The sequence below is a fragment of the Pseudomonas sp. FBCC-B545 genome, from assembly GCF_059134095.1.
In genome coordinates this window covers 5,916,862-5,942,833 of sequence record NZ_CP101441.1, presented here as the reverse complement: position 1 = coordinate 5,942,833, position 25,972 = coordinate 5,916,862, and the positions used below count along the sequence as shown (strand labels likewise).

Sequence of the window (25,972 nt, the reverse complement as noted above, 5' to 3'; positions counted from 1 at the left end):
CGATTCGCTGAGTTTCCCAGGCTATGTTTTTGAGCCAACCCAGCGGTCAATGGAGTGACAGCCTTATGCACGACACCCTCCGGCAGGTCTTCGGTTATCCACAGTTTCGCTTGGGCCAGGAAGAAACGGTCAGCGCCGTCCTGGCTGGGCGCTCCGCCGCGGCCATTTTCCCTACGGGGTCGGGCAAGTCCCTGTGTTATCAGCTGTCGGCGGTGTTGCTGCCGCACCTGACGCTAGTGGTGTCGCCCTTGCTGGCACTGATGCAGGACCAGTTAGGTTTCCTGCAGCGCCACGGTATTTCGGCGGGCAGTATCGATTCGGCCCAGAGCCGCGATGACGCCAATGATGTCATGGCTCGTGCGCGTTCGGGCGAGCTGAAAATCCTGATGATTTCCGTGGAGCGCTTGAAGAACGAGCGCTTCCGTAACTTTTTGCACAGCGTGCAGATCTCGCTGCTGGTGGTGGACGAGGCGCACTGCATCTCCGAGTGGGGCCACAACTTCCGCCCGGACTATTTGAAGCTGCCGGACTACCAGCGCCAGTTCAATATCCCGCAAGCGTTGCTGCTGACGGCCACGGCGACGCCTAAGGTAATCGCCGACATGCAGGCCAAGTTCGCGATTGCCCCCGGGGATGTGGTGACCACCGGCTTCTATCGGCCCAACCTCAACCTGCTGGTGGAACCGGTCAGCGGCCAGCACAAGCGCCGCAGGTTGGTTGAGTGGATGACGGAACGGGCCAACCAACCGAGCATCGTCTATGTCACTTTGCAAAAAACCGCCGAGCAGATTGCCGAGCATCTGAACCGCCACGGCATTCAGGCCGAGGCTTACCACGCGGGGCTGCCCCACGATAAACGCGAGGGCATCCAGCAGCGTTTCATGGGTGGGCGTTCCAATTGCATCGTCGCAACCATCGCGTTCGGCATGGGCATCGATAAAAGCGATATCCGCAATGTGGTGCACTTCGACCTGCCAAAGTCCATCGAGAACTACAGCCAGGAAATCGGCCGTGCAGGGCGCGACGGGCAGCCGTCGGATTGCCTGGTGTTGGCCAATCGCGACAGCCTCAATGTGCTGGAAAATTTCGTCTACGGCGACACGCCGGAGCAAGAGGGCATTGGCCGTGTCCTCGAGGAGTTGCAGGCCGCACGCAGCGAAGGGCAGTGGGAGTTCCTGCTCAGGTCGCTGTCCGATCACAGCAATATTCGCGAGCTGCCGCTCAAGACGCTGCTGGTGCAATTGGAGCTCAAGGGCGTGATCGCACCGCGCTATGCGTTTTATGCCGAATACCGTTTCAAGTACCTGATCGAGCCCGACGCTTTGCTCGCACGGTTTTCCGGTGAGCGTCAGCAGTTTGTCGCTGCGATCATCCAGGTGTGCAAGCGTGCGAAAACCTGGGCAACGGTGGATTTCGAGGCGCTTTATCAACAGCACAATGCCGAGCGCAGCAGGGTGGTAAAGGCGCTGGATTACTTCCAGGAGCAGGGCTTGATCGAGCTGGAAAGCAAACAGATGACCGAGGTCTACAGCCTGCTCGACACCGATTTCGATCCACGGGTATTGAGCGCCGAGTTATACACAGGCTTCAAGCAGCATGAAGTGACGGAGGTAGCGCGGATTCACGCCATGCTCGACCTGTTCGCCACCGAACACTGCCTGGGGCAACGCCTGGCGCAGTACTTCGGTGATGAAAACGCTCCCCAGCGTTGTGGGCATTGTTCGGTGTGCCACGGCCATGTCGCGTATCTGCCGTCTCCGCCAAGCCTGCCGCCACTTGTGGATAAAAGCTTCATGGGGCTGTGCGGCGATTTTATCCACAGGCATCATGAGCACACTGGCGAGCTACCCGGTGCCGAGCGGCTGACGCGGTTTCTCGGCGGTATCAGCGTGCCGTTGTTTACCAAGTTGAAGGTGCGGGGCATTCCCGGTTTTGCCGCGCTGGAGGACTACCCTTACGCCGAGGTGCGTGACTGGGCTCACACTCAATTAAACCTACTCTGACGAGACTTGCCGATGCCTGACTCAACGCTCCTGCGCGCCGATTACCGTTACTTCCAGCCAATCACCACGCGCTGGCATGACAACGATGCCTATGGGCATGTGAACAACGTCACCTACTACAGCTTTTTCGATACGGCGGTGAATACCTACCTGATCGAACAGGGCGGGCTGGATATTCACGACGGTGAGGTGGTGGGGTTCGTGGTGAGTTCGGCGTGCGATTATTTTGCGTCGATTGCATTTCCCGAGCGCATTGAAATCGGCATGCGAGTGGGCAAGCTGGGTAATAGTTCGGTGCAGTATGAGCTGGCGGTGTTCAAGGCCGGCGAAGAAGAGGCCTGCGCTGCGGGGCGCTTTGTGCATGTGTTTGTGGATCGGGCGTCGAACCAGCCGGTGCCGATTCCGGCCGTGTTGCGTGAGGTGTTGCAGCGACTGGTGGTTTGACGCTATTTGGCAAACGCCGCTGAAGCAAATGTGGGAGGGGCGTACCGCCACTCCCACACAGGTGCTGTGTTCGTCAGGTCACGTATTTATCAGTCGCGATAACGGTGCTTGTTCTTGCGATGCCCATAGGCATGGCCGCGGCCTGGGTGGCCATCGCGGTAGTAACGACGGTCGTCACGGTCGCGATCGCGATAACGGCGGTCGTCACGATCACTGTCGTTACCCATGTAGTTGCCCAATGCGCCACCTGCACCACCGCCGGCCGCAGAGCCGATCAGTGCGCCGGTGCTGCCGCCGACACTGCGGCCCACGACGTTGCCACCGGCTGCGCCCAATGCGCCGCCAATGGCGGCTTCGCCTCGGCTACGCTTGTCGGCACCGACCGCACTGCCGCCCGCGCCGCCCAGGGCTGCGCCAATGGTCGAGCCGGTGTTGCCGCCCAACTGTTGGCCGACAACAGAACCTAGAACCCCGCCCAATGCGCCGCCTACACCGGCTTCGGTGGTGCCACCGGCCATGGCTGCGCCACTGACCAGGCCAAGGGACAACAAGAGAATCGAGGAAAACTTCATTCAGGGAAACCTCAAGGGGATGACGGCGCGATCCTGAGGTTGTATCGAGACGCTGACAATCGAAATCCGACCGGCGGCAGAGGTTGTATACAATTTGCTAAGTTACTGTTTTTTATCGGGAACTTAAGTTGTTTTTACAGGTCTTTAGTTACTTCGGAACGGCCGCTTTTATGCAAAAGCGGCCTTTTTTGTGCCCGCAGAATCTGTCGTGACTGTGCTGGCCTCAAGTCCCCCTCCCATATTTGAAATGCATTCCAAGTGTGGGAGGGGGCTTGCCCGCGACAGCGGTGGTTCAAGCAACGAATAGTTCGGATCAAGTCAGGCCGAGCGTGCCATGATCAGCCCGCTGTCACTTGCGGCTTCTAGACGGATCGCGACGAACTTCGACGTCGGCGTGTGGCTACCCTCGCCAGTGCTTTCCAGCGGCACCAGTGGATTCACCTCCGGGTAGTACGCCGCTGCCTGCCCCGCCGGAATATCAAACGCCAGCAAGGTAAAGCCCTTCACACGGCGCTCACGGCCATCCTCCCACAACGACACGATGTCAGCCTTCTGCCCTGGCTTGAAGCCCAGGCGGATGATGTCGGCTTCATTGACGAACAGCACGTCACGCTGGCCCTTGACCCCGCGGTAACGGTCGTCCAGGCCATAGATGGTGGTGTTGTACTGATCGTGGGAGCGCATCGACTGCATGATCAGGTCCGGCACCCGGCCCGTGGCATGGGTTCGTTCGTGGATCAGGTCCTTGGGCAGGATGTTCGGGCGGAAGTTGGCGCGGCCCGATGGTGTGTTCCAGCGGCGTGCACCGGCCGAGTTGCCAAGGTAGAACCCCCCTGGGTGCTTGATGCGCTCGTTGAAGTCCTTGAAGCCCGGGATGGTGTCGGCAATCAGGTCGCGAATGCGCCCGTAATCGGCCACCAGCCAATTCCAGTCCACCGGTTTGCTGCCCAAGGTGGCGGCGGCAATCCCGGCCAGGATCGCAGGTTCAGACTTCATCTGCGCCGACAGCGGTTGCAGTTGGCCGTTGGAGCCATGGACCATGCTGAACGAGTCCTCCACCGTCACCGCTTGCGGGCCGTCGGCCTGGATGTCGATATCGGTACGTCCCAGGCACGGCAGGATCAGCGCGTCTTTACCGTGCATCAGGTGGCTGCGGTTGAGCTTGGTGCTGATCTGTACGGTCAGGTCGCAATTGCGCAACGCTTCGAAGGTGCGCAGGCTGTCTGGTGTGGCTTGGGCAAAGTTGCCGCCCAGGCCGATAAACACTTTGGAGCGGCCTTCGAGCATGGCGTGAATCGCCTCCACCACGTTGTGGCCGCTGTCGCGTGGCACCTGGAACTGGAAGCGACGCTCCAGCGCGTCAAGGAAGGCTACCGGTGGGCGTTCATTGATGCCCATGGTGCGATCGCCCTGCACGTTACTGTGGCCCCGCACAGGGCACAGGCCGGCGCCGGGGCGGCCGATATTGCCGCGCAGCAGCATCAGGTTGGCGATTTCCTGGATGGTCGGTACCGAGTGGCGGTGCTGGGTAATCCCCATCGCCCAGCACATGATCACGTTCTTGCCTTTGGCGTACATGCGCGCCGCTTGCTCGATTTCAACCAAGGTCAGGCCGGATTGCTCGACGATTTCTTCCCATGACGTGTCGTCAATCTGGCCCAGGTACTCCAGTACGTTGGTGGTGTGCTCGTTGAGGAAATCATGGTCGAACACCGCTTCCGTGCCTTCGGCCAGGGCCTGGCGTTCCCACAGCAGCAGAAACTTGGCCATGCCACGCAGGATGGCCATGTCGCCGCCCAACGCGGGGCGGAAGTAGGCGGTATTGGTTGGCTTGTCACCGTTGGTGAGCATTTCCAGCGGATGTTGCGGATGCTGGAAGCGTTCCAGACCGCGCTCTTTCAGTGGGTTGATACACACCACCTGGGCGCCGCGTTTCACCGCCTCGCGTAGCGGTTCAAGCATGCGCGGATGGTTGGTGCCGGGGTTCTGGCCCCAGACGAAAATAGCGTCGGCATGTTCGAAGTCGTCAAAGGTCACGGTGCCTTTGCCCACGCCCACACTCTGGGCCAGGGCTACGCCGCTGGCCTCGTGGCACATGTTCGAGCAGTCCGGGAAGTTGTTGGTGCCGTAGGCGCGTACAAACAACTGGTACAGGTAGGCGGCTTCGTTGCTGGCGCGGCCCGAGGTGTAGAACTCGGCCATGTTCGGGCTGGGCAGTGCGTTGAGGTGCTTGCCGATCAGGTCGAAGGCCGCTTCCCAACTGATGGGCATGTAGCGGTCGGTCGCGGTGTCATAGCGCATCGGCTCGGTCAGGCGGCCCTGGTATTCCAGCCAGTAGTCGCTTTGCTCCAGCAAGGCTGTGACGCTGTGCTTGGCGAAAAACGCCGCATCGACGCGGCGCTTGGTGGCTTCCCAGTTGACCGCTTTTGCGCCGTTTTCGCAGAACTTGACCATGCCGCTTTCCGGCGAGTCGCCCCAGGCGCAGCCCGGGCAATCGAAACCGCCGTTCTGGTTGGTCTTGAGCATCATGCGGATGTTTTTCAGCGCATTGTCACTGGTCAACCAGGCTTGCGCTACGCTGATCAGCGCGCCCCAGCCGCCAGCCGGGCCTTTATAAGGCTTGTAGCGCGGGGTTGGGGTTTGGTCGGCTTGGTGGTGAAGGCTCATGGCTGGTACTCCATCGCTGGGCTGTAAACCCGCGGCGCGCTTTTCTGCGGCAGGTGGATGAGATTGAGGTTGTGCCGACGTGCCCATTGAAGGGCCAAGCCGGTGGGCGAGGACAGGCTGACCAGCGTCTGGATGCCGGCGCGCAGGACTTTCTGGATCAATTCGAGGCTGCAGCGACTGGTGACAATCGCCAGGCCGCCGTTGGTCGGGATGTTTGCGCGGACCAAGGCGCCGATCAATTTATCCAGGGCGTTGTGCCGGCCGATGTCTTCGCGACCCACCAGCAATTCGCCCTGATTGTTCATAAACACCGCCGCATGCACCGCGCCGCTGTACTGGCCCAGAGGCTGGAATGCACTGATGCGCTGGCGCAGGCCATCGAGCCATTCGGCGGGCGGCAAGGGCGCGCCGGGCAGCACTTGCAGGTCGGGCAGTGCCTGTTCAACCGCTTCTACTCCGCACAGGCCGCAACCGCTGGTGCCCGCCAATTGGCGGCGCTGCTGCTTGAGGTTCCAGAATGCACGGCTGGAAATCTGCACCTGAGCATATTGGGCAGAGCCGCAGCCGCTGATCTTCAGGTCATAGATGTCGCTGACGTCGGTGATAATGCCGCTGCCGAGGCTGAAGCCGACAATGAAGTCTTCCAGGTCCGTGGGCGTCACCAGCATCACCGCCTGGCTGATATCGTTATAGGCAATCGCCAACGCCACCTCTTCGGCCAGTGCAGTACTGGCGATTTCTGTGTGTCCAAGATTGCAATATTGATAGCTCTGGCTGGCGACGGGCGCGGTCGTTTCGAGTGCGGGCGCCGCGCAGGTTGGGCGCTTGGCGTTCATGGGGCAGTACCACCGGCGGATGGGTCAGTGTTTAGACTAGGCGCGACAAAGGGTCGCGTCTAATTGCCAGTATTGATCTGTTGATAGATGGCGTCGATCACGGTGGAATCGCCGCTTCACTGCGGGCTTATTCCAAGGGTGAGTGAATTCAATACTTTTGAGTCTTTGGTGGATCTGGAACCCAAGTCTGTAGGACTGGTCTAGTCTTGGGCATCTGGAAATTAAATCCCAAGGAGAGCGCACCATGAGTATTTTCAGTTTTATCAAAGAAGCCGGCGAAAAGATTGTCGACCTGTTGACGCCGGGTAATGCGAATGCGAGTGAGCAGTTGAAGGAGCATGTGAGCAAGGTGGGCCTGGGTAATCCAAACGTGCAGACCACGGTGGATGGCGACAAGGTCACGGTGACTGGTGAAGTTGCTACGCAGGAAGAGAAAGAGAAGATTCTGTTGGCGTTGGGCAACATTGCTGGTGTGGCGAGCGTGGATGATCAGATCACTGTATCGGGCCCTGCGGTTGCCGCTGCTCGTTTCGTCGTGGTGAAAAAGGGCGACACCCTCAGCGCGATTTCCCTGGCGGTGTACGGTAACGCCAACCAGTACAACAAGATCTTCGAGGCCAACAAACCACTGTTGTCGCACCCGGACAAGATCTACCCAGGCCAGACACTGCGTATTCCTGAGTAATAGGCAGAACAAAATGTGGGAGGGGGCTTGCTCCCGATGGCGGTGGTTCAGTCACCTGATACTTGGCTGATACACCGCCATCGGGAGCAAGCCCCCTCCCACATGGGTTTAGAGCCCGGCAATGAGATCGCGGTAATCCTCCACTGCCGCGAACTCTGCGGTGTCCTTTTGTCCTTTTTTGCTATCGGGCTCTTTCACCGCCAGCAGGTGCCCCACGCCGAAATCCCGGGCGCTGCGCAGGATCGGCAAGGTGTCATCGATAAACAGGCTACGGGCCGGATCGAAACGGATGTCGGCTTGCAAGGCTTCCCAGAATTGCGGGTTTTCCTTGGGGAAACCGTAGTCATGGGAGCTGATCAAGCGCTCGAAATAGGGCGCCAGTTCAATGCGTTCCAACTTCAATGACAGCGAATCACGATGAGCATTGGTGATCAGGATCACGCGCTTGCCGGCCTGTTTGATCGCCGCCAGGAACGTATCGGCATCCGGGCGCAGGGCGATCAGGTGGGCGGTCTCCAGCTTGAGTTCGCGCACCGGGATCGCCAGCTCAGTGCTCCAGAAATCCAGGCAGTACCATTGCAACTGTCCGGCGTTACGCTCGAACAGTGGTTGCAACTCCATCTCGGCCATGGCGCGGCTCACGCCGTGCAGTTCGGCGTAACGCTGGGGCAAGTGCTCCATCCAGAAATGGTTGTCGTAATGCAGGTCGAGCAAGGTGCCGTCCATGTCCAGCAGGACGGTGTCGATGGCGTGCCAGGGCAAAGAGGGCATGGTGCGTTCTCATGTAAGTAAAGATATCCGACACAGACAATCGGAAAAGCCACGGTATAGTAACCCGATCACGCCAAGGAGCCGCTTATGCGCCAGAAACCCACTGTCCTCGCCCGCGAAATAGTCGCCAGTAGCCGTTTGTTCCGCGTGGAGGAAGTGCAATTGCGCTTTTCCAATGGCGTTGAACGGACCTACGAGCGTCTGGTGGGGCGAGGCACGGGCTACGGCGCGGTGATGATCGTGGCGATGATCGACGAGGATCATGCGCTGCTGGTGGAAGAGTACTGCGGTGGCACCGACGAGTATGAATTGTCCTTGCCCAAAGGTTTGATCGAGCCGGGCGAGGATGTGTTGGCGGCGGCGGATCGCGAACTCAAGGAAGAAGCCGGCTACGGCGCACGGCAGCTGGAGCACATCACCGAACTGTCGTTGTCGCCTGGTTATATGAGCCAGAAAATCCAGGTGGTGCTGGCCACCGATCTGTACGAAGAACGCCTTGAAGGCGATGAGCCTGAACCGATGCGCGTGGAGCGGGTCAACCTGCGTGAGTTGTCGGCGCTTGCGCAAAACGAGCAATTCAGCGAAGGCCGCGCCCTGGCCGCGCTGTACTTGGTAAGAGACCTGTTGACCCAGCGTGGAGCGTTCAACGCATGAGCGAACTGTTTTTAGGCCACCCATTTATCGCCCCTGTCATTGAACTGGCGCGCCAGGCCGGTGAAGCCATCCTGCCGTACTGGCGTGCCGATGTCGCCGTGACTTCAAAAGCGGATGATTCGCCGGTAACGGCTGCCGATCTGGCCGCCCATCATCTGATTCTCGCTGGCCTTACTGCTTTGGATCCGAGCATTCCGGTACTGTCCGAAGAGGATGCCGATATCGATCAAAGCGTGCGAGCCGGCTGGCAGCGTTGGTGGTTGGTGGATCCGCTGGATGGCACCAAGGAATTCATTTCTGGCAGCGAAGAATTCACCGTCAATATTGCCCTGATCGAACAGGGTCGCGTGGTATTCGGCGTGGTATCAATGCCTACCACTGGCCGTTGCTATTTCGGCGGCGCGGGCCTTGGGGCTTGGCGTTCGGATGTAAATGCCGCGCCCAAGCAGATTCAAGTACGCCAGACCCCGGCTGCGGGCGAAGCGTTTACCGTGGTGGCCAGCCGTCGCCATACCAGCGCCGAGCAAGAGCGCCTGCTGGATGGTTTGAGCGAAGGTTTGGGCGAGCTGAAACTGGCGAATATCGGCAGCTCGTTGAAGTTCTGCCTGTTGGCCGAAGGCAGCGCCGATTGCTATCCACGCCTGGCGCCGACGTCACAGTGGGATACTGCCGCGGCCCAGGGGGTGCTGGAAGGGGCAGGGGGCGAGGTGTTGGAGTTGAATGGCCAGCCGTTCAGCTACCCGGCGCGGGAATCATTGTTGAACCCATTCTTTTTGGCGCTGCCCGCGAAGGCTGCATGGCGCGAACGCCTATTGACCCTGGCCAGATCTTAAGATCACAACAGGGCAAAGTGTGGGAGGGGGCAAGCCCCCTCCCACATTTTTTAGCGGTGCAGGACGTATTGGCCGGTAAAGGTTACTGCCCTCTCTGCGCTGCCTGCATTCACAATCCATGTCTCCAGTGCCAACCGCGCCCGCCCATAACGCTTGTACGTCGCCAAAAAACGCTTCCACACCTTCTCTTCCGGCGCTGCGCAAATGGCTGTCGCATCCCGCGTCACTGGCAGTGGATAACTGATCTGCCCTTCCTGAATCACGATATGCCCGTCTTCAATCCCTTCTTCGCGCAATTTCAGGTGCAGCCAACCCCAACCCGCGAGCACGGCGCCGCAATAAAGGCTGCCGCCAAACATGGTGCTCTTATGGTTGATGTTGGCTTGCAAAGGTAAATGCAGATGCAGTTGGTCGTGCTGCCAGTCGAGCACCTTCAGACCCATCTCCCGGGTAAGAGGGATATCGTGGTGCAAAATGGATTCCAGATAACGGCTGTCGCGGCTCATGTAGGCCTCTTGGCAGGTTGCGGTTGTCACTCGTCGTCAGCGCTGTGGTTGGCGCTGTCAGCGAAGTTCAGGCCGTGCTTGCGCAGTTTGTCGTGCAACGTTTTGCGCGGCACGCCCAGGGCTTCGGCGAGGCTGCGCAGGGAACTGTGGGGGCGGGTCAGTTCGGCGGCGATCAGGCTCTTCTCGAACTGCTCGACCTGCTCGCTCAGGCCGCCAGGGGTGGAGGTCAGCACGCCGGCTGCCGGGTTGTCCTGAGTGTTATCCAGCGCCAACTCCAGGCCCAGGGCGAAACGCTCCGCAGCGTTTTGCAGTTCGCGCACATTGCCCGGCCAGCTGTGGCGCAGCAATAGCGCGCGCTGGCCCGGTTGCAGCTCATGCAGGGGCAGGCCATGGCGGCTGCTGGCCTCGTCGGCGAAATGCTGGAACAGCATCAATGCATCTTCGCCCCGCTCGCGCAGGGGTGGAATGCGCAGCGGCGCGACATTGAGGCGGTAATACAAGTCAGCCCGGAAACGGCCCTGGTCGGCGGCCTGGCGCAGGTCTTCCTTGGTGGCGGCGATAATGCGGATATCCAGCGGGATCAACTGATTGCCCCCCAGGCGCTCCACCACGCGCTCCTGCAACAGGCGGAGCAACTTGACCTGTACATCCAGGCTCATGCTTTCGATTTCATCGAGGAACAGCGTGCCGCCATTGGCGAACTCGAACTTGCCGATGCGGCGTTTCTGCGCGCCGGTAAACGCGCCCGGCTCATGGCCGAACAGTTCGCTTTCCACCACCGATTCGGCCAGCGCCCCGGCATTGATCGCCACAAACGGGCCGCTGCGGCGGCTCGACAGATCATGCAATGCACGGGCGACGACCTCCTTGCCCGCCCCGGTTTCGCCCAGGATCAGCACATCGGCCTTGGTCGCGGCCAGCGCCCCAATTTGCTCGCGCAGGCGCAACATTTGCGGCGAGTGCCCCACCAGGCGTGTGCTCAGTTGCTGGCGATCACTGAGGGCCAGACGCAGGCTGCGGTTATCCAGCACCAGGCGACGCAGGGCCAGGGCGCGGCGTACGCTGTCGAGCAGGGCGTCGCTGGCGAAGGGTTTTTCCAGGAAGTCATAGGCGCCGGCCCGCATGGCTTGCACTGCCAGCGGCACGTCGCCATGGCCGGTGATCAGCAGCACCGGCAGATCCGGGTCCTGGCCGTGCAGTTCGGCCAATAGTTCCAGGCCGTCCATACCGGGCATGCGGATATCGCTGACCACCACTCCCGGCCAATCGCGGGACAGGCGTGCGGTGAGGCCGCTGGCTTCGCCCAGGGGCAGGACTTTCAACCCGGCCAGGTCCAGGGTCTGGCACAAGGCCTGACGCAGGTGGGGATCGTCGTCGATCAACACCACCTGAATCTGGTTATCGATACTCATACACTGCGGTCCTCGGACGGTTGCAGACTGACGCCCGGCGAGCCGGCACGCAATTTCAAGGTTAACAGCGCGCCGCCTTCCTTGTGGTTGGCGAACAGCAGTTCACCGCCAAAGGCACGCATCAGGGTGTCGCAGATCGCCAGGCCCAAGCCCAGGCCCTGGGTGCGCGTCTTGGTGGTATAGAACGGCTCGCTGGCGCGGCCCAGGGCTTCCATGCAAAAGCCCGGGCCATTGTCGCGAATGTACAGGTTGACGCCCTGTGCAGTGGTTTCGGCACTCAGCCAGAGTTTGCGCGGCGGACCTTTTTCGGTGAGGGCGTCGAGGGCATTGGCCAACAGGTTGCCCAGCACTTGGCGCAGGCGGGTTTCACCGGCCTGTACCCACAGGGTTGCCTCCGGCAGGTCGCGGATCAGCTCCACTTCCATCGAGCGCCGCCGCTTGGCCAGCAACGCCAGGGCGTCGTCCAGCGCCGGTTGCAGGGCCACGCTCTCCGGTGCGTGGCGGTCGCGACGGGCGAAGGCGCGCAGGTGGGCGATGATCGAGGCCATGCGCCCGGTCAATTCGCTGATCAGCTTGAGGTTGCCGCGGGCATCGTTGGTGCGTTCGTGGTCGAGTAGGATTTCGGCGTTTTCCGCATAGCTGCGAATCGCCGCCAGCGGTTGGTTCAGTTCATGGCTGATGCTTGCCGACATGGTCCCCAGTGCCGAAAGTTTGCCGGCCTGCACCAGGTCATCCTGGGCGCGCACCAGTTCCTGCTGGGCGTGCTCACGTTCCAGCACTTCCTGTTTCAGGCGCCGGTTCAGGCCCTCCAGGTCGCTGGTACGCTCGGCCACGCGCATTTCCAACTCGCGGCGGGCCTTGGCTTCGAAGGCGATACGTTCCAGGTAATGCCGGCGGCGCTGCATGATCAAGCCCAGCAACAGCATCAGCACCAACAGCGCGGCACCACCGACGGCCATCACTGTGCGCACCGGGCGATTGATCAGCGAGCGCGGTGCGAGGATTTCCACGTTCCAACCGGTCTCGGCGATGGCCGTGGATTGGCGCAGCCAGGCGCTGCTGCTCAGGCTCAGCGGTTGCGGGTCGCGGGTCGGGTAGGGCTGGATGGCAATGATGGCCTGGCGTTCTTCGGTGGTCAGTGGCCGCGTGGCGCGGAATCGCCATTGTGGGCGTGAGGTGAGGATCACCACGCCGTTGTGGTCGGTGACCAGCAGTTGTTCCGGGGTATTACCCCAGAGGCTCTCGGTGTGGTCCAGGTCGACCTTCACCACCAGCACACCGATGATCGTGTCGCCATCACGTACCGCGGCGGCAAAAAAGTAGCCGCGCTTGGCCGAGGTGGTGCCCAGGCCGAAAAAGCGCCCCAGGCGCCCGGCCATGGCCTCGCTGAAATACGGACGAAAGGAAAAATTACGTCCGACAAAACTGTCTTGTTTGTCCCAGTTGGACGCGGCCAGGGTCTTGCCGGTGGTGTCCATCAAATACATCACTTCCACCCCGGCCTGGGCGGCGACGTCCTTGAGCAGCAGGTTGGCGTTGGCCAGGTTGGTGCTGACCTGGGGCGCGTCCAGCGCGGTGCGCAGCGCCGGCAGGTCACCGAGGATCTGCGGCAGCACTTCGTAGCGGTGCAGGGTGCCCAGCAGGTTGGCGACATAGAGATCGAGGGTCTGGCGATTCTGCCCGGCCAGTTCGCTGCGGTAATAGCGCTCGGCCAGGTGCTCCAGTGGCCACAACAGCGGTGCCAGGCATAATGCCAGCAGGGCAAGGCTGCGCCAGCGGGGTCGTCGCGCAAGGGGTGGAGTCATGGGGATCGCGCCTGTGGGTACAGGCGCATTATGCCTAGTGCTGCTGTGCAAGACACTCTTGCAATGCGTCCTGCCACTGCGGCTGGCTGACCTGCCATTGCTGCTGCAGCCGCTTGCAGTCCAGGCGCGAGTTCAGCGGGCGCTTGGCGGGGGTCGGGTAGGCGCTGGAAGGGATCGGCTCCAGTTCGGCGCAGGCTTTCCCGTCGGCCCGCAGCTGCGCGCCAATAGCCTCGGCGAAGCCGAACCACGAGGTTTCGCCTTGGGCGGTCAGGTGATAGACACCCCATTCACCGGCCTTGCCGGCTTGCCACTGCTCAATCAGCAAACGAGTGCTGTTGGCGATGGTCCCCGCCCAGGTCGGCGCACCGATCTGGTCGGCCACGATGCGCATCTGCGATTTTTCCTGCAGCAGGCGTTGCATGGTCAGCAGGAAGTTCTTGCCGTGGCTGGAATACACCCAGCTGGTGCGCAGAATCAGGTATTGGCCACCCACGGCAGCAATCGCCCGCTCGCCTGCCAGCTTGCTCTGGCCGTAGACACCCAATGGGTTTGGCGTGTCGTTTTCGGTGTACGGGGCAGGTTTGCTGCCGTCGAACACGTAGTCGGTCGAGTAGTGGATCAGCGGGATGCCCAATGCCTTGGCTTCCTCGGCTAGGATGCCGGGGGCGACAGCGTTGATGGCAAAGGCTGCGTCCGGTTCGCTCTCGGCCAGATCAACGGCGGTGTGCGCGGCCGCGTTGATGATCAGGCCGGGGCGATGGGCGCGTACCTGTTGGCGGATCAGGTCGGCGTTGGCAAGGTCCAGCTGATCGCGGCCCAGGACGATGAGCTCGCCCAGGCCCTGGAGCCGCTGTTGCAGCTCTTGGGAGACTTGGCCGTGTTGGCCGGTGATGAGGATTTTCAGGGAAGCCGTCACAGGAATAAGTCCGCGTCTTTCAGGTTTGCACCGTTTTGATCCTTGGCGGACAGCGTCGGTGTGCCGTTGAGCTGCCAATCGATGTTGAGATCCGCGTCGTTCCAACGAATGCAACGCTCCGCAGAGGGCGTGTAGTAATCCGTGGTCTTGTAGAGGAATTCGGCGTAATCGCTCAGCACCACGAAACCGTGGGCAAAACCCGGTGGGATCCACAACTGGCGATTATTTTCGGCAGACAGTCGCACGCTGGTCCATTTGCCGAAGTGCGGGGAGCTGCGGCGGATATCCACCGCCACGTCCAGGACTTCGCCAGCCGTCACACGCACCAGTTTTCCCTGGGCGTGTTCTACCTGATAGTGCAAGCCCCTGAGCACGCCCTTTTGCGAGCGTGAGTGGTTGTCCTGCACAAATTGCAGTTGCAGCCCGCTGGCTTTTTCAAACTCACGAGCATTGAAACTCTCATAGAAAAAGCCGCGCTCATCGCCAAAAACCTTGGGTTGGATGATCAATACATCGGGCAACTCAGTGGCGGTTACATTCATTTAGTGTTCCCGGCGAGCATGTACAAGTACTGGCCATAGCCGGTTTTGCCGAAGTATTTGGCGCGCTCCAGCAGATAGTCTCGGTCGATCCAGCCGTTCTCGTAGGCGATCTCTTCCAGGCAGGCTACTTTCAAGCCTTGGCGGTGTTCGATGGTCTGTACGTAGGTAGAGGCTTCCAACAGACTGTCGTGGGTGCCGGTATCCAGCCAGGCGAACCCGCGGCCGAATCGCTCTACGTGCAGATCACCGCGCTGGAGGTAGGCATTGTTGATGTCAGTGATTTCCAGCTCGCCGCGTGGCGATGGCTTGACCGCCTTGGCGATCTTGATCACGTCGTTGTCGTAGAAATACAGGCCAGTCACGGCGTAGTGGGACTTTGGCTTCAACGGTTTTTCTTCGATGGACAGGGCACGGCCTTCTTGGTCGAAGTCGATTACACCGAAACGCTCTGGGTCTTTGACCCAGTAACCGAAGACGGTAGCGCCCGAAGGGCGTTCGGCTGCGCCGCGCAATTGATCGCTGAAATGCTGGCCGTGGAAGATGTTATCCCCCAGGATCAAGCACACAGGATCATCGCCAATGAACTCTTCACCAATGATGAATGCCTGCGCCAGGCCATCCGGCGAAGGCTGCTCCGCATAGCTGAAGCGCACACCGAACTGGCTGCCGTCGCCCAGCAGGTTACGGTACTGCGGCAGATCCACTGGGGTAGAGATCACCAGGATGTCCTTGATCCCCGCCAGCATCAGCACCGAGATCGGGTAGTAGATCATTGGCTTGTCATACACCGGCAACAGCTGCTTGGACACGCCCAGGGTAATGGGGTGCAAGCGGGTGCCGGAACCGCCGGCCAATACAATGCCCTTCATCATGCGATCAAATCCTTTGCGTCAGTGTTGCCCAATCGTTCACCTTGATAACTGCCATCCTGGACCCTGCGGCACCATTCCAGATTATCGAGGTACCACTGCACGGTCTTGCGCAGTCCGGTCTCGAAGGTTTCTTCCGGGACCCAGCCCAGCTCGCGCTCGATCTTGCTGGCATCGATGGCGTAGCGTTGGTCGTGGCCCGGGCGATCCTTGACGAAGGTGATCAGGTCGGTGAATTTTTCTACGCCGGCTGGGCGTTGTGGCGCCAGCTCTTCCAACAGGGCGCAAATGCCACGTACCACGTCGATGTTCTTCTGCTCGTTATGGCCGCCGATGTTGTAGGTTTCGCCCACAACCCCAGTGGTTACCACTTTAAGCAGCGCGCGGGCATGGTCCTCGACGAACAGCCAGTCACGCACCTGCAAGCCATCGCCGTACACCGGCAGCGGCTTGCCCGCGAGGGCGTTGAGGATGACCAGTGGGATCAACTTTTCGGGGAAGTGGAACGGCCCGTAGTTGTTCGAGCAGTTGGTCAGCAGCACCGGCAGGCCATAGGTGCGCTGCCAGGCGCGTACCAGGTGGTCTGAGGCCGCCTTGCTCGCGGAATACGGCGAGCTGGGGGCGTAAGGCGTGGTCTCGGTGAAGAGATCGTCCACGCCGTGCAGGTCGCCGTAGACCTCGTCAGTGGAGATGTGGTGGAAACGAAACGCGCTCTTCGCCGGTTCTGCCAGCTTCTGCCAGTAGGCCCGGGTGGCCTCCAACAGGCTATAGGTGCCAACGATATTGGTCTGGATAAAATCCGACGGGCCGTCAATGGAACGGTCGACGTGGGATTCAGCCGCCAAATGCATGATGGCGTCAGGCTGGAAGCGAGCAAGTATGGCGCTCACGGTGGCCTGGTCGATGATATCGGCCTGGACGAACTCATAGCGGCTGTTGGACGCGATACTGGCTAGCGACTCGAGGTTGCCGGCGTAGGTCAGCTTATCCAGGTTGAGCACTTCATGCTCGGTGTGTTGAATCAAGTGCCGGATCAGGGCCGAGCCAATAAATCCGGCGCCGCCGGTGATGAGAATGCGCATGTCGAGGGCCTTTTCCTTAGACGGACATTAAGCGAAAGAAGCATAGCTTGAGTTGTGAATCGGGCCGGCGCAAGCGCCGCGAGCATAAGGGGTTGATTAAAACCCCTGAACAATGGCGATATAGACGTCTGAAAAAACAAACGCCGTCACAATGTTGTTGTCCCTGTTGACCCATCGTGCCTGTTCGAACGGCACTATGGACAGCACGCGCGGCGGCTTTGTTCTGTAAATCTGTCGTGATGACCACGCCACAATCGCTTGTCGATAGTTATCGACTACTTCACGTTTTTATCGATGTTAACCCTGATTAACCGCTTTTAAAGCCGATTTTTATCCGTTATAAAGTCGACCTTCACCCCATTCGGAGCCCTGATCGCCATGACCACCCTGCACAGCACCCCTCGCGCCGATGGCTTCCACATGCCTGCCGAATGGGCGCCACAGACCCAAACCTGGATGATCTGGCCTGAGCGCCCTGACAACTGGCGCTTGGGCGGCAAGCCGGCGCAGGCAGCCCATGTGGCCGTGGCCAAGGCCATTGCCCGCTTTGAACCGGTGACCGTTGCAGTTTCCGCCGGCCAGTACGAGAACGCCCGTGGGCGCCTGGATGTGCCCAATATCCGCTTGGTGGAGATGTCCAGCGACGATGCCTGGGTGCGGGACACCGGCCCGACGTTCGTGATCAACGACAGCGGCGAAGTGCGTGGCGTGAACTGGGATTTCAACGCCTGGGGTGGTTTCGACGGCGGCCTTTATTCGCCGTGGAACCGTGATTCCCAAGTGGGTGGCAAGATCCTCGAGATCGAACGGGCGCCGCGCTACCGTACTGAAGGCTTTGTGCTTGAAGGCGGTTCGATCCATGTGGACGGCGAGGGCACCCTGATCACCACCGAAGAATGCCTGTTAAACCGCAATCGCAACCCGCACCTTGATCGAGCAGCGATCGAAGCAGTGCTCAGCGATCACCTGGCGGTGGATAAGATCATCTGGCTGCCGGACGGCCTGTTCAACGATGAAACCGACGGCCATGTGGATAACTTCTGCTGCTACGTGCGTCCGGGTGAAGTGTTGCTGGCCTGGACCGATGACCCACAAGATCCGAACTATGCACGCTGCCATGCGGCCATGGATGTGCTGCAAAACAGCACCGATGCCCAAGGCCGCTCGTTCATCGTGCATAAAATGCCGATCCCGGGGCCGCTGTACGCCACTGAGGAGGAGTGCGCCGGTGTCGACCCGGTGGACGGCAGCCAAGAGCGTAATCCGACCGTGCGGTTGGCCGGTTCCTACGTCAACTTCCTGATCGTCAACGGCGGCATCATCGCGCCGAGTTTCGACGACCCGCTGGACAGCCAAGCCAAGCAGATCCTGCAGAACCTGTTCCCCCAGCACGAGGTGGTGATGGTGCCGGGGCGTGAACTGTTACTGGGAGGCGGCAATATCCATTGCCTGACTCAACAACAGCCAGCCCCGCAGAGAAATTGAGTGCAGTTGTAACAACGCCTTGATGGCAACCGGGGCACGGTGTGATTGCAGTGTTCCCGGCAAGCCCGCGGCCCAGCCAGGTTGCGGGCTTTTTTATACCTGAACGCCAATGAACACTGGGAATTGGCATAGCTCTTGTATCGCTGTCGTAACAATGGCCCAGGGTGATGACTGCACAGATCTGTCACAAACCTTGAGTAAGTTAGCCGCTCACGCAGCAGGAGAGAGCGCTGAAATGAATGCCGATATCAACCCTATCTACATGCGCCCATTCCACCCGACGCGAGTTAACGGCGACGCGATCCATGCGCTGGCGCTCTGGTTGAAGGCAAACGGCTCGAGACAGATCAGGCAAGCGCCTGACTGGCGCAGCGTGATGCGTGAACGCTACCCGGTGGGGTTGTTCACGGAGGATGAAGTGCGCGAGCTGTGTGACCTGATGTGTAACTCTAAGGCGCGCTGAGACCTTATGTGGGAGGGAGCAAGCCCCACCCACAGGTTTCATTTATTCGGCCTTAGAAACTGTAGGTACCGGTGACGACCAGGCTACGCGGCTCTCCCGGTTGAATCTGCGCCGCGCTGGTCGCCGAGGCATAGTAGTTTTTGTCGGCGATATTGTTGAGCGCCGCCCTTATGTCCCATTCCTTCTGACGGAACCCGGCCAGTGCGTCCCAGCGCCCATAGCCCGGCAGCACCACGGTATTGAGGTTGTCGGCGTAACGATCACCTACCAGGGTCAAGCCGGTTTCCGCGTACCAACCCATTTCGGGCTTCCAGGTGATGAACAGGCTGGCATTACGCTTGGCTACGTCGCTGATGCGTTTGCCTTCAAAGCCATTGTTGTCCTTCTCCACCTTGGCGTCCTGCAGCCCCACGCCGCCGCGTACGTACCAATTGTCGACGATCTTGCCGGTGGCGGTCAGCTCCACGCCGCGTGAGCGTTGCAAGCCTGTGAGCAGGGTAATGGTGCGGTCCAGCGGGTCGCTGGTGCGGCGGTTGTAGAGTTCCAGCTCGTACACGGCCAGGGTGGTGCTCAGGCGGTCGTCGAGCCAGTCGCTTTTCACGCCGATTTCTTTTTGCTTGGTCAGCTCGGGGCTCAGGTCATTGGCGCCGCCGGCCGCATTCGGCGTGATACCGATCAGGCCGCCGCCTGCGGGTGTGAAGGTCTTGCTCCACGAGGCATAGAACGAATGATGCTCCAGCGGCGTCCACACCAGGCCGACGCGTGGGCTGGTGCTGTGGCTCTTCACGTTTTGCTGGGTATTGAGCAGCTTGCTGGTGGTGTCCACTTCAAAGCGGTCGTAACGCAGCCCGCCCAAGAGCTGCCACTGGTCATTCAGGCGCAGTTGGTCCTGCACGTACAGTGCGCGGCTTTCGACTTCGGTGTGGTTGTTGCTCGAAACGCTCATGCTCCCGGTGTGGCTCAGGTGGCGATTGGGTTGGTTGAGGTCCAGGCCCGGCACGGCCTGGCCGCCTCGATTGACAGCGGTGGCGGAGTACAGCTTCGGATCGCGGCGCTGGCTGCCCAGCTCAATACCGGTGAGCAGGCGGTGCTCCAGGCCGAAGGTGTCGAAACCACCTTCCAGCTCAAGGTTGTTGAACACATTGCGGGTGGTCAGGTCCTGCTGCCAGTGCTGGCGGGTGACGGTGTTGGTTTTCGGGTCGTAGCCGGTCTGGTAGGTGTTGTCGAAATCGCTGTCGAGCTTGAACACGCCGAGGGTGTGGCGCAGTTGCCAGTTGGCGTTGAGCTCATAGGCGAGCTTGGAACGCAGGGACTGGGATGTATCGTCGATGTAATCGCCGCTATCGAAATAAGTGGTGCTGCGGCTTACATCGGTCGGGCGCCCGTTGACCCCGGGTATGCCGCGGTCCGGCGTGCGGTTGTAGCGGCTGTATTCGTATTGCACCAGCCAGTTCAGCTCAGGGGTGAGCTGCCAGCTCATCGACGGTGCGAACAACTGGCGGTTGCCACTGACCCCATCGCGAAAGCTGTTGTTGTCCTGGTTGCCCATGTTCAGGCGCAGGCTGATGGTGTCAGTCGGATCGGTGCTCAGGTCGGCATACAGGCTGCGCAAATCATTGCTGCCGCCTTGGGCTTCGATGCTGGATTTCAGCCCCTGGGTAGGCAGTTTGCTGACGCGGTTGACGATCCCACCCTGGCCGCCGCGCCCGTACAGCACCGCAGCCGGGCCCTTGAGCACTTCGATGCGCTCGATGTTATGCAGGTCGCGCACGTACTGGCTGTCGTCGCGGATGCCGTCCAGATAGAAATCGTTGCTCGCGTCAAAACCGCGTATGCGCAAGCTGTCGAAGCGCGTGTCGGCGCCGCTGCTGACGTTAGGGATGCCGCTCAACGCCTGGCCCAGGTCGTTGGTGCCGTAGGAGCGCAGGCTTTCGGTCTTCACGGAATCGATGGCCTGGGGCACGTAGCGCACAGAAGTGGCGGTGCGAGTGGCGGTGCTGGTTTCCTTGACGCGTGGGTCGTCTTCGTCAGCCTCGGCGTTGATCGAGGTTTCAGGCAATACCGTGGTCGCATTGGCAAAACCGACAGACAGCAAAACGGAGAGGCCTAGGGAAATGGGCGTCAGGCGTGGGACAAGCATGGGGGTGAGTATCCAAATGGTCTGGCAGGGAAATAGTGCGCGAATGGTAATTCTTTGCATTTGCGCTTGTTATCTATTCCCTGTGGTGTTGCCTGTTAGATTTGTTACTTGATGTGTTTTTGTCGGTGTACGGGCACATTTGGTGACTTTCATTGCAGCGCTTTAGCTCGCTGCTTAGACGAATATCGCCTAAATACAGACGATTCACGAAATTGACACTTAGTTCAATGCCCGCATAGGATTGCGCCCAACGCCTGTGGCTAACCACCATGACTAAATCCAATAAAAAAGGCCTGCGGCAGTTCAGTCGTCCGCGGGCCTTCTTTTTGCGGAAATAAAGTCGACACCAGAAAAAAGCAATACGGAGCCTGGTGTCACAGCGCGTACTCAACCCGTAATAAGGAATATAAGAACATGTTGAAGCAACGGATGAGTCTGATCGCTCTGGGGATTTTGAGCGCATCGACAGCAATGGCAAATGACCAGGAGCAATCCAAGGGTTTTGTTGAAGATAGCCACCTGAACATCGCCGCACGTAACGCCTACATCAGCCGTGACTACAAAAACGGCAAGCAGGACAAAGCTGAATGGGGTCAAGGCTTCATCGGCAAGTTCGAGTCCGGCTTCACCCAAGGCACCGTCGGTGTGGGTGTGGATGTGATTGGCCAATACGCTATCCGCCTGGACGGTGGTAAAGGTCGCGCTGGCGCCGGCGGTATCGATTTCTTCAAACAGGGCAATGGCACTATCGATGACAACGGCAAGCCCAACCCGGGCTCGGCGCCACACGACCTGGCCAAAGGCGGCGCTGCCGTGAAGTTCCGCGTTTCCAACACCGTGCTCAAGTACGGTGATCAGTTCCCGGCCGTACCCGTGCTGCAGTACGACAACTCCCGTCTGCTGTCGGAAACCTACACCGGTACTTCGATCGTCTCCAAAGAGATCGCCGGTCTGCAACTGGACGCGGGTCACTTCACCAAAGAAGCACGCAAGAGCATGGAAGGCACCGACAGCGGTCGCCTGAAAAGCATCGACTATATCGGTGGCAGCTACAAATTCACCGAAAGCCTGTCGGCTGCCTTGTACGCTTCCGACATGCAGGACGTGCTGAAGAAGCAATATATCAACGTGAACTACGTGCTGGCCCTGCCGGAGAAACAGTCGCTGACGTTTGACTTCAACGGCTACAAGACCAAGTTGGACAAGAGCTTTGCCCTGGAGAACCAAAAGGACGAAGACGCTCGCGACAACAAGATCTGGAGCCTGGGCGCCACATGGGCCGTTGGCCCGCACAGCTTCACCATCGCCCACCAGCGCAGCACCGGCGACACTGGCTACCTGTACGGCGGCTACCGTAACGCTGGCGGCATCGGCGACGGCGGCAACACCATCTTGCTGGCCAACTCCTACTGGTCTGACTTCAACGGCAAAGATGAGCGCTCCTGGCAAGCGGGCTACGGCCTGGACTTCACGCCTTTCGGCGTGCCTGGCTTGACCTATAACATTGCGTACGTGCGTGGCACCAACATCGACGACGGTACCAACCGTGGCCGTGGCACTGAGCGTGAAATCTTCAACCAGTTCAAATACGTCGTTCAGAGCGGCCCAGCCAAAGACCTGAGCCTGCGTGCTCGCGCTTCGTGGTTGCGCGTGTCCAACAACGCCAGCGAGTACAACGTTGGCGGTAACGAAATCCGTCTGTTCGCCGACTACCCGATCAACGTTTTCTAATTGATCGAGCGTCGCGCCTGACTCCAGGCAATAAAAAACCCCGACTGGTTCGGGGTTTTTTATTGCCTGGCGGCGAATGTTTTCGCCTGGGTGGAGTGTCCTGAATGTCAGGCCTTGACCGGCGCGAGCTTCTTGCAGTTTTCCTTGCGTGCGGGGTATTGCTCGCACTTGCGCAGCACGGTTTGTACCTGCTGCGTATTCTGCAGCTGCTGGTTGGCCAACAGCTTTTCGGTGATAAACAGTTCTTCCGAACCCAGATTACGTTCGGCCTTGTCGATCATCGCCAGTGCCGCTTGCCCATCACCCCGCTTGATGTGGTAGCTGATCATCAAGTCATAGGTAGAAGGGCCAGCCAGGGACCAGTCTTTGATCGCCTGCAACTCTTTCAGCGCTTCGCTGTTTTTACCTTGGGCCAGGCGCACGGTATAGGCGGTGCGCCGAATGCTCGGCTGGTCCCTGACCGGCGAAGCCAGTGCCTGGCGGATAAACCTTTCGGCATCCGGCACTTTGTTTTTCTCCAGGGCATCAATTGCGAAGTACGCGTCTTTATAACCCTGCAAGGCCTTCGCCACTTGGGGAGTGTTCTTCATCTTCGACCAGCTTTGCGGGCTGACCCGGGCGCGGCGTTCCTGGCGATATTCGCGTTGCAAGTACTGGCGCAGCTCGGTGTCGCGGTCCATGGCCGACATATGCGAGCGGTTGAAGTACTGGGTGGTTGCGGTGATGCCGGTGGTCAGGCCGTCCTTGACCAGCACGTCCAGCTCTTTGGTGAACTGGTTGAGATTGAACTGCTGCAGCGAATCCTGCATGGCATTCTTGCGCGCCGTGAGAAAGCCCGTGAGCAATGGCTTCTGCTTGCCCTGGAAGTCGTTGAGACGCTCCAGGCTATGGGTGGCGGCGCGCGGGGCGTAGCCGGCGCGGATCATCAAGTCGGTGCCGAGCAGGTCGGCCTGGTCTTCCTGGCTACGGCCCCAGGCGGTGCTCCACACCTGGTCGGAAAAGGTATTTGCCAGTGCGGTGTACAGCACTGTGTTACCGATGGTTTTCTGGGTGCCGGCCGGGTCTTTGCTGAACAGTTTCATCGTCCCGGAGCTGCGGTCGACGCCCGTATCGGCAGCCATGGTGGCCAAGGCGACCGTGGAGGCGACGGTGGTGAACATGTCTTTCTGCTGCTGGAAGGCGGCCATGCGGTCATGGTGATGCAGCAGCACATGGCTCATTTCATGACCAAGCATTGCCGCGATTTCGTCTTCGCTGGCAACGTTGTCGAGCATCCCCAGCGGCACGAACAGGTTGCCGTAAGGGTCCGCCGATGGCCCGAAACCATAACTGTCGGTGATCTTCACCTGTAGCGGCGGCAACTCCCCCGGCCAGCCCTTGGACAAGCGCGTGACAATGCCCTGCAAGTAGCCTTGCAGCATCGGGATATCCACCAGGTTCTGCTGGCGCGCCTCGGCGGCCGGCACCGCCCGCCCGTCATAGCTCAGGCGCTGCTGGCTCTGGCGCTGTGGGTCGAGCTTGTAATACTGGCGCACGTCGGTGTTGTCCACATAGTGGCCCTGGACCCGGGACTGGGTCGAAGGCCCCACCAGGTTCAGAAACGCCTGGTCTGCGCCCTTCAAAGTCGCGCAACCACTGAGCACGGAACAGGCCAACAGGCTGGCTGCCACTCGATATCCCTTCACCGCAACGCTCCTTTTATTGATTGCAACCGGCACCAAAACCGATGGTGGAATTATTGCGGCTGTCCTTGGCCTGGCTTTTGGTCAGGCCCTGGCAAGGCAGGTCGACGACGTTCAGCGGTGGTTCGATACGCAGGTCCATGGTGTCCAGCCAGACCTTCTGGCCGGCCAGTTCTACCTGCACCAGGTCCAGCGCCTGGTTGTACTGCAACACCGGCACGGGCTGGGTGGGCGCATCCTTTTTCGCCAGCTCACGCTGTTGCTTGCCCTGTTCGTCGAGCACCGTCACCGGGTCGGCCAGGAACGCTTTGATACTGTGAGTTTCCGCCCAGGCACCTGGGGTGAAGAGGGCGGCGAGCAAGACGATGAGGCTTCTGTTCATCCTTGGGTTCCTTGAGTCAAATAGCAAAGCGGCACACTCAGCGATCGCGGTCGAAGAATGCTTCGATCCGCTCGCTGAACAACACCAACGACAGCAATACAATGCCCAGCACGTTGACCGGGGTGATGTCATTGAGGCTCAGCAGCACACTGACCGCCGCCAACATCGACATCACCAACAGCCACGACGGGCACGGCGAGGTAAAAAACCAGATTTCCTGGCGCCGCCAACGGCTCCAGGCGCGATGGCCCGCCAGGCGCCGTGCGTGCAGCGCCTTGAGCACAGCAATCAACGCCAGCAGCCCGAGCTCCAGCAGGTCCAGCCAATTGAAGGGCAGGGCGGGGAAATTGGCCGGTTCATGGTCGTAGTCCATGCCTGAATTGATCAGGTTATCCAGGGCCATGGCGTGCAGGTAAACGCCGGGGAGCTGGCCATGTACCGGTGACTCCACCAGATCCCCCGTGGACGCGATATTGGCGCCCACCAGCACCAGACGGTCGCGCAGCAACTCTGCGATCAGTGCCTGATCATCGGGGTCGCTGACCTCCAGGTCACTGGCCGACAACGTCAGCGTATAAGGGCACCGCGCCTGGGCCGAGTCATCCAGCTTCCAGAACACGGCCTGGAACAACTGCGCCACCCCGTCCAGCAAGAAATGCCGCGCCGCTGCGCAGTGGCGGATATCAGCAATACGCGCTTGTTCCGGCGCCAGCTTCAGGCCCCATTGCACCGCGATGGGCTGGCGCTGCGCAGCGGTTTGCGCATCCACCGGCGGCGGCTTGCACTCGTGCATGGCACAGAACTCCCGGTACAGCGCCAAAGCGGGGGTTTCCATCAGCCCGGCCTGGGTTTGCTTGGCCAATGGATACTTGTCATCCACCCCTTCCCACACCACAAGGGCTGGGCGGCTGACCTGCATAAAAGGCGCCAGCGTATTGGCCTGGCCCGCCTCCCCGCGCGCCAAACCGGTATTGGCCAACCACAGCGGGATGCCCTGGCGTTGATAACGCTCAAACACATTCGCCAGCAACTGACTGCCCCGCGTCGGGTCGCCCAACGAGTGATCATGGCTGTACAGCAAATCCACAAACACCGCCCCAGGCTTGTACGCCAGCAAACGCTTGAACAACTTGCTCTGCTCGCCGTAGGGCATTGGCCATGACCTGTCATTGCGCATCAGGTAGGCATCATCAATCAACACCACCGCTACCCGCTGCTGCCCAAGGCTCGGGTAGTGGCTGGCGAACATACGATTGAGCCACTGCGCCGACGCCTTGTCGCTGGAACTGGCCAGGCCGAAAGGATCAAGAATCGCCAGCAACACGATGATGACCGCCAGCCAATAGCGGCGGTATTTGAACAGCGGAGGGTTCGACAACATCCATGTCTCGATAAAAGCGCAAGCAAGGCGGGGTTTTTAAAGGAGTGGGGAGGGGGTGTCAATCGAATAAGTGGCTAAGTGCCATATTGCCTTTGGCTCGCCTTTCGCAAA

The 25,972-nt window shown here is 60.1% G+C and carries 23 protein-coding genes; 8 read left to right on the top strand and 15 right to left on the bottom strand.

Annotated elements, in window-relative coordinates; translation table 11 throughout:
- Positions 1-65: 65 nt before the first annotated feature.
- Both NMB39_RS27320 and NMB39_RS27315 read left to right on the top strand, forming a co-directional pair.
- Entirely contained in the window at positions 66-2,003 is a 1,938-nt protein-coding gene (locus tag NMB39_RS27320) for a RecQ family ATP-dependent DNA helicase (RefSeq protein ID WP_494339822.1), read from the top strand.
- 12 nt (positions 2,004-2,015) lie between these two features.
- Positions 2,016-2,447, top strand: coding sequence for an acyl-CoA thioesterase (locus NMB39_RS27315; protein ID WP_057024755.1), 432 nt, complete (start codon positions 2,016-2,018; stop codon positions 2,445-2,447).
- A gap of 89 nt (positions 2,448-2,536) precedes the next feature.
- On the opposite strand, the gene NMB39_RS27310 is transcribed toward NMB39_RS27315, so the two are convergent.
- The 3 genes from NMB39_RS27310 to fdhD all read right to left on the bottom strand — a co-directional run bounded on the left by NMB39_RS27310 (position 2,537) and on the right by fdhD (position 6,522).
- Positions 2,537-3,019 (bottom strand): glycine zipper domain-containing protein, encoded by a 483-nt coding sequence (locus NMB39_RS27310; RefSeq protein ID WP_057024754.1) that lies wholly within the window; start codon positions 3,017-3,019, stop codon positions 2,537-2,539.
- Between the two features lie 318 nt (positions 3,020-3,337).
- Positions 3,338-5,686: an FdhF/YdeP family oxidoreductase gene (locus NMB39_RS27305; protein WP_046070432.1), complete on the bottom strand. Its 2,349-nt coding sequence runs from the start codon at positions 5,684-5,686 to the stop codon at positions 3,338-3,340.
- The gene (gene fdhD, locus NMB39_RS27300; protein ID WP_057024752.1) at positions 5,683-6,522 is read right to left on the bottom strand and encodes a formate dehydrogenase accessory sulfurtransferase FdhD; all 840 of its coding nucleotides are present in this window, start codon (positions 6,520-6,522) and stop codon (positions 5,683-5,685) included. The genes NMB39_RS27305 and fdhD overlap by 4 nt, the downstream gene beginning before the upstream one ends.
- Positions 6,523-6,766: 244 nt before the next feature.
- On the opposite strand from fdhD, the gene lysM reads away from it, so the two are divergent.
- On the top strand, positions 6,767-7,207 hold the full coding sequence (gene lysM / locus NMB39_RS27295) for a peptidoglycan-binding protein LysM (protein WP_043047371.1): 441 nt from the start codon (positions 6,767-6,769) through the stop codon (positions 7,205-7,207).
- Positions 7,208-7,315: 108 nt separating this feature from the next.
- On the opposite strand, the gene yrfG is transcribed toward lysM, so the two are convergent.
- Positions 7,316-7,978, bottom strand: a complete 663-nt coding sequence (gene yrfG, locus NMB39_RS27290; RefSeq protein ID WP_057024751.1) for a GMP/IMP nucleotidase — start codon at positions 7,976-7,978, stop codon at positions 7,316-7,318.
- A gap of 87 nt (positions 7,979-8,065) precedes the next feature.
- Here yrfG and nudE point away from each other — a divergent pair, with 87 nt between their 5' ends.
- On the top strand, positions 8,066-8,632 hold the full coding sequence (gene nudE / locus NMB39_RS27285; RefSeq protein ID WP_043047369.1) for an ADP compounds hydrolase NudE: 567 nt from the start codon (positions 8,066-8,068) through the stop codon (positions 8,630-8,632).
- The gene (gene cysQ / locus NMB39_RS27280) at positions 8,629-9,465 is read left to right on the top strand and encodes a 3'(2'),5'-bisphosphate nucleotidase CysQ (RefSeq protein WP_043047368.1); all 837 of its coding nucleotides are present in this window, start codon (positions 8,629-8,631) and stop codon (positions 9,463-9,465) included. The genes nudE and cysQ overlap by 4 nt, the downstream gene beginning before the upstream one ends.
- Before the next feature lie 50 nt (positions 9,466-9,515).
- On the opposite strand, the gene NMB39_RS27275 is transcribed toward cysQ, so the two are convergent.
- From NMB39_RS27275 to rfbB, 7 genes are read right to left on the bottom strand one after another with little or no spacing between them, the layout of a single operon-like run.
- Positions 9,516-9,971: a thioesterase domain-containing protein gene (locus tag NMB39_RS27275; RefSeq protein ID WP_057024750.1), complete on the bottom strand. Its 456-nt coding sequence runs from the start codon at positions 9,969-9,971 to the stop codon at positions 9,516-9,518.
- A 26-nt stretch (positions 9,972-9,997) separates the two neighbouring features.
- A complete protein-coding gene (locus NMB39_RS27270; RefSeq protein ID WP_057024749.1) occupies positions 9,998-11,383 on the bottom strand; it encodes a sigma-54-dependent transcriptional regulator in 1,386 nt (461 codons plus the stop codon).
- The gene (locus NMB39_RS27265; RefSeq protein ID WP_494339823.1) at positions 11,380-13,188 is read right to left on the bottom strand and encodes a sensor histidine kinase; all 1,809 of its coding nucleotides are present in this window, start codon (positions 13,186-13,188) and stop codon (positions 11,380-11,382) included. Before NMB39_RS27265 ends, NMB39_RS27270 begins: the two co-directional genes overlap by 4 nt.
- A 34-nt stretch (positions 13,189-13,222) precedes the next feature.
- Positions 13,223-14,104: a dTDP-4-dehydrorhamnose reductase gene (rfbD, locus tag NMB39_RS27260; RefSeq protein ID WP_494339824.1), complete on the bottom strand. Its 882-nt coding sequence runs from the start codon at positions 14,102-14,104 to the stop codon at positions 13,223-13,225.
- On the bottom strand, positions 14,101-14,646 hold the full coding sequence (gene rfbC, locus NMB39_RS27255) for a dTDP-4-dehydrorhamnose 3,5-epimerase (RefSeq protein ID WP_057024746.1): 546 nt from the start codon (positions 14,644-14,646) through the stop codon (positions 14,101-14,103). The genes rfbD and rfbC overlap by 4 nt, the downstream gene beginning before the upstream one ends.
- Complete coding sequence (gene rfbA / locus NMB39_RS27250) at positions 14,643-15,518, bottom strand: glucose-1-phosphate thymidylyltransferase RfbA (protein ID WP_057024745.1); 876 nt, start codon at positions 15,516-15,518, stop codon at positions 14,643-14,645. The genes rfbC and rfbA overlap by 4 nt, the downstream gene beginning before the upstream one ends.
- Positions 15,515-16,597, bottom strand: a complete 1,083-nt coding sequence (gene rfbB, locus NMB39_RS27245; protein ID WP_056847202.1) for a dTDP-glucose 4,6-dehydratase — start codon at positions 16,595-16,597, stop codon at positions 15,515-15,517. Before rfbB ends, rfbA begins: the two co-directional genes overlap by 4 nt.
- Positions 16,598-16,975: 378 nt before the next feature.
- On the opposite strand from rfbB, the gene aguA reads away from it, so the two are divergent.
- Both aguA and NMB39_RS27235 read left to right on the top strand, forming a co-directional pair.
- Positions 16,976-18,082 (top strand): agmatine deiminase, encoded by a 1,107-nt coding sequence (aguA, locus tag NMB39_RS27240; protein WP_494339825.1) that lies wholly within the window; start codon positions 16,976-16,978, stop codon positions 18,080-18,082.
- A gap of 235 nt (positions 18,083-18,317) precedes the next feature.
- Complete coding sequence (locus NMB39_RS27235; protein ID WP_057024743.1) at positions 18,318-18,545, top strand: hypothetical protein; 228 nt, start codon at positions 18,318-18,320, stop codon at positions 18,543-18,545.
- Between the two features lie 52 nt (positions 18,546-18,597).
- Here the strand turns inward: NMB39_RS27235 and NMB39_RS27230 are convergent, their stop codons facing one another.
- Positions 18,598-20,685, bottom strand: coding sequence for a TonB-dependent receptor (locus tag NMB39_RS27230; RefSeq protein ID WP_494339826.1), 2,088 nt, complete (start codon positions 20,683-20,685; stop codon positions 18,598-18,600).
- A 414-nt stretch (positions 20,686-21,099) separates the two neighbouring features.
- On the opposite strand from NMB39_RS27230, the gene NMB39_RS27225 reads away from it, so the two are divergent.
- Entirely contained in the window at positions 21,100-22,416 is a 1,317-nt protein-coding gene (locus NMB39_RS27225) for an OprD family porin (RefSeq protein WP_124411373.1), read from the top strand.
- Positions 22,417-22,523: 107 nt separating this feature from the next.
- On the opposite strand, the gene NMB39_RS27220 is transcribed toward NMB39_RS27225, so the two are convergent.
- The 3 genes from NMB39_RS27220 to NMB39_RS27210 are packed head-to-tail and all read right to left on the bottom strand — an operon-like array spanning position 22,524 to position 25,861.
- Positions 22,524-24,101 (bottom strand): M48 family metallopeptidase, encoded by a 1,578-nt coding sequence (locus NMB39_RS27220; RefSeq protein ID WP_494339827.1) that lies wholly within the window; start codon positions 24,099-24,101, stop codon positions 22,524-22,526.
- 13 nt (positions 24,102-24,114) lie between these two features.
- A complete protein-coding gene (locus NMB39_RS27215; protein WP_057024739.1) occupies positions 24,115-24,480 on the bottom strand; it encodes a hypothetical protein in 366 nt (121 codons plus the stop codon).
- A gap of 37 nt (positions 24,481-24,517) precedes the next feature.
- Positions 24,518-25,861: a CHASE2 domain-containing protein gene (locus tag NMB39_RS27210; RefSeq protein WP_494339828.1), complete on the bottom strand. Its 1,344-nt coding sequence runs from the start codon at positions 25,859-25,861 to the stop codon at positions 24,518-24,520.
- Positions 25,862-25,972: the final 111 nt, after the last annotated feature.

Coding starts and splice junctions, on each gene's coding strand:
- NMB39_RS27320 (WP_494339822.1), top strand. CDS start 66: ATGCACGACACCCTCCGGCAGGTCTTCGGTTATCCACAGTTTCGCTTG.
- NMB39_RS27315 (WP_057024755.1), top strand. CDS start 2,016: ATGCCTGACTCAACGCTCCTGCGCGCCGATTACCGTTACTTCCAGCCA.
- NMB39_RS27310 (WP_057024754.1), bottom strand. CDS start 3,019: ATGAAGTTTTCCTCGATTCTCTTGTTGTCCCTTGGCCTGGTCAGTGGC.
- NMB39_RS27305 (WP_046070432.1), bottom strand. CDS start 5,686: ATGAGCCTTCACCACCAAGCCGACCAAACCCCAACCCCGCGCTACAAG.
- fdhD (WP_057024752.1), bottom strand. CDS start 6,522: ATGAACGCCAAGCGCCCAACCTGCGCGGCGCCCGCACTCGAAACGACC.
- lysM (WP_043047371.1), top strand. CDS start 6,767: ATGAGTATTTTCAGTTTTATCAAAGAAGCCGGCGAAAAGATTGTCGAC.
- yrfG (WP_057024751.1), bottom strand. CDS start 7,978: ATGCCCTCTTTGCCCTGGCACGCCATCGACACCGTCCTGCTGGACATG.
- nudE (WP_043047369.1), top strand. CDS start 8,066: ATGCGCCAGAAACCCACTGTCCTCGCCCGCGAAATAGTCGCCAGTAGC.
- cysQ (WP_043047368.1), top strand. CDS start 8,629: ATGAGCGAACTGTTTTTAGGCCACCCATTTATCGCCCCTGTCATTGAA.
- NMB39_RS27275 (WP_057024750.1), bottom strand. CDS start 9,971: ATGAGCCGCGACAGCCGTTATCTGGAATCCATTTTGCACCACGATATC.
- NMB39_RS27270 (WP_057024749.1), bottom strand. CDS start 11,383: ATGAGTATCGATAACCAGATTCAGGTGGTGTTGATCGACGACGATCCC.
- NMB39_RS27265 (WP_494339823.1), bottom strand. CDS start 13,188: ATGACTCCACCCCTTGCGCGACGACCCCGCTGGCGCAGCCTTGCCCTG.
- rfbC (WP_057024746.1), bottom strand. CDS start 14,646: ATGAATGTAACCGCCACTGAGTTGCCCGATGTATTGATCATCCAACCC.
- rfbA (WP_057024745.1), bottom strand. CDS start 15,518: ATGATGAAGGGCATTGTATTGGCCGGCGGTTCCGGCACCCGCTTGCAC.
- rfbB (WP_056847202.1), bottom strand. CDS start 16,597: ATGCGCATTCTCATCACCGGCGGCGCCGGATTTATTGGCTCGGCCCTG.
- aguA (WP_494339825.1), top strand. CDS start 16,976: ATGACCACCCTGCACAGCACCCCTCGCGCCGATGGCTTCCACATGCCT.
- NMB39_RS27235 (WP_057024743.1), top strand. CDS start 18,318: ATGAATGCCGATATCAACCCTATCTACATGCGCCCATTCCACCCGACG.
- NMB39_RS27230 (WP_494339826.1), bottom strand. CDS start 20,685: ATGCTTGTCCCACGCCTGACGCCCATTTCCCTAGGCCTCTCCGTTTTG.
- NMB39_RS27225 (WP_124411373.1), top strand. CDS start 21,100: ATGTTGAAGCAACGGATGAGTCTGATCGCTCTGGGGATTTTGAGCGCA.
- NMB39_RS27215 (WP_057024739.1), bottom strand. CDS start 24,480: ATGAACAGAAGCCTCATCGTCTTGCTCGCCGCCCTCTTCACCCCAGGT.
- NMB39_RS27210 (WP_494339828.1), bottom strand. CDS start 25,861: ATGTTGTCGAACCCTCCGCTGTTCAAATACCGCCGCTATTGGCTGGCG.